Annotated in this window: 3 protein-coding genes; 1 reads left to right on the forward strand and 2 read right to left on the reverse strand. The window is 43.7% G+C overall.

The annotated features are described in order from the left end of the window. Positions 1 to 134: 134 nt before the first annotated feature. Positions 135 to 557 carry a hypothetical protein gene (locus tag INT03_RS00230; protein WP_193007109.1) on the forward strand — a complete coding sequence of 141 codons (423 nt, stop codon included), beginning with the start codon at positions 135 to 137 and terminating at the stop codon, positions 555 to 557. Between the two features lie 388 nt (positions 558 to 945). On the opposite strand, the gene INT03_RS14975 is transcribed toward INT03_RS00230, so the two are convergent. Beyond that, positions 946 to 1,893 carry a replication initiation protein gene (locus INT03_RS14975; RefSeq protein ID WP_193007110.1) on the reverse strand — a complete coding sequence of 316 codons (948 nt, stop codon included), beginning with the start codon at positions 1,891 to 1,893 and terminating at the stop codon, positions 946 to 948. 355 nt (positions 1,894 to 2,248) lie between these two features. Continuing rightward, on the reverse strand, positions 2,249 to 2,524 hold a 276-nt coding region (locus tag INT03_RS00240), incomplete at its 5' end, for a hypothetical protein (protein ID WP_226951653.1).

A 2,524-nucleotide genomic window follows, 5' to 3' on the forward strand; every position in this document is an offset into this window, starting at 1 on the left:
AAGCGAAATAAAAAGAAACTACTAACCGTGCCTTGTTTTCTCAACAAGGCTACCAACCACCACAACTATGCAAACATACCGCCTAATGATAAACTCAACCTAACCACAAAACAACCAGCAAAAAAGGAATGAGCATGGCTAATGCAAATGAAGAGTATATTAATAATAATGAAGAGTATATTAATAATTTAGTAAAACGGTTTAGGGGCTTTAAGTCGCCTAATGATACGCAGAAACTTATTGTCCTGCTGGGTGAAAAAGACAATAGAAATGATGAAGATGATCGCAAGCTGTCGATATTACTCAAGGCTGAAAAGAAAGCAGACCAGTTAGTCAAAGCTAGGGCTAATGCTAGGAAGCTGATTGATGCTGAAAAATCAAAGGCTAGTAAAGCTGAAGTAAGACGCAAGATTATTTGGATGAGTGCGATTGAGAAAATGGCTAGTGAGGACGATAAAAGCGCCCATATGCTGCAACAGCTAAGGGTTAAGGCGTTTCATGAGGGTTATGTATCAGATAGAGACAAGGACGCTGTAAAGACTGATGTAGGGCTGTAGAGTTGGGCTAGTCTAGGTTGATTTCTTCCTGTCCGTTTTTCTTGAGCAAGAACTAACGATTAACGGACGCTCTTAAATGCGTTTTAAAGCCTGTTAAATATTAAAACTATACTAGGGTAGCACCAACCACTGTTAAAAGGCAGCAAGGGGCTAATTTGAGCCAAATAGACGGATAATCAAGATAGGTTTGAGGGGATAGATACGAAACGGTAGAACATTAGGCTTGTTGGCAGGGTCACGGCAATCGACTGCGGTCGATTGAAAAAGACTGATTAATTTTTGATGATTTTGGGATGGAGCAAAACAGCGTGAAAATTGATTAGCTGAGCTTAACAGCAACCATCAAAAACCCCTGCGGGCTGTTATCTGATTATGGGATGTCCGATTTTTACTTTAACTTCTTCTGTATGCCCCACCGTGTAAGGGTTCTAGGTGATATACTTAAACGCTCCGCAATGACCCCTATTTTCATGCCTTCAGATGCCCATATTCGGGCTTGTTTTTGCTTGTCGGTGTTATCACCCCATCTCATTTTTGAGCGATGGCTTTGAAGCTCTGACCATGTTTTATGGCTTGCTGTGAAGTCCTTTTTTGAGCAATATCTGGCAATACTTCGGACGATGTGTTTTATCTCGTTAGGGAATAGCGGTTCATCAAAACGCTGATTATACTCGTTTGCAATGCCAGTTAAAACGCTCTCTAACGCACTGTAGCTATGCGTTTCGGCTAGTGGGTAGGCTTGGTGTCTAACGTGTTCAAATACGCTGAAATTACGCCCATATCCGTAGTCATTGGCTGCATCAGTTTTGATAGGGCTTTGTAGGTCTAAATGTTCGGCAAGCTCTGCAAGCTCATAAGAGGGCTTAGCCCCTGTCATATATACCATGTGGGCGTTATGGCAAGGGTTTTTTATGAGATTACCGCCATAGCTGCGGTCTGCTCCCAATGCCAACCGTAGGGCGTGTTGAACACTGCTTAAATACTTGAGGGCTTTTGTACTGGATTTTCCGCCCTCACCTACTGGTGTCGTTAGCTTGTAGGCGTAATGAGCATGACCATTTTCAGGATTTTTTATTATGATTTGAGGGCGTGGCAATCCCTTGTCGTGGTAAGTAAACAGGGCTTGAGGGTCGTCAATATCAAAGACAAGCCAACGGCACACGTTGGGGCGGTTGGGCTGAATGTATGCGTGTTTTATGGCGTGTGATTTGGTGCGGATGTAGCTAAAACCCTTGTCATTGGTGCAATAGGGGTTAGTCGCTAGGTCTTCGTAGAATTGGGCTAGAGTGCTGACGTTCTGCCAGTCGGTCGGGTCTATTTGTTTGATTGCGTACACTATAAGATTTCAGTTTTGCATCAGGTAGTAGTATGGGTTACTTAAAAATTACTGAACCCTACCGCACCAAATACAAAAAAGCCTTGTCTTAGTGTGTGCAACCAACTAAAATACACGTTATCGATACGTGGTTTTTAGTGGTTACACACTATGAATTACATTAAGCCCTGACAGCGTCCAACTGTCGGGGCTTACTCGTTTCTGTAGTTTACTCTTTTATTTGTCTCTCTGTAAAGCCCCATAAATCAAGGGGTGAAGTAGGTACAACCTTGCTTTATCTTCAAGGTCGGGCGGTGTTCGTGTGCATCTGTTCGCACACGGATCAGCGCTGACCCAACAACCGCTAGGGCGTTAGTTATCTGACGATGCCCCTATCTTGGTCAATGCTCTTGTTGGGCGTTCTGACTTGATACTGCTCTCGTGTGTTATAGGTGTTGCCGTTGTTCTCAAGGTGGTATGATTTTCCTTGCTCAATGCCTGACATAGCAGGGTGATAAACAATGCCGTTTCTTGTCTGCTGCACTATGCCGTTTTCATCGGCTCGCAGTATCTTACCCGTATATGTTTCGCCTTGTTGAGCATGGAAGTCTGCCCCATGCTGCTTTGCTTTTTCGTCTTTTGCTGCCCTCTT

This window comes from Psychrobacter sp. PG1, from assembly GCF_014897815.1.
Classification (GTDB): Bacteria; Pseudomonadota; Gammaproteobacteria; order Pseudomonadales; family Moraxellaceae; genus Psychrobacter.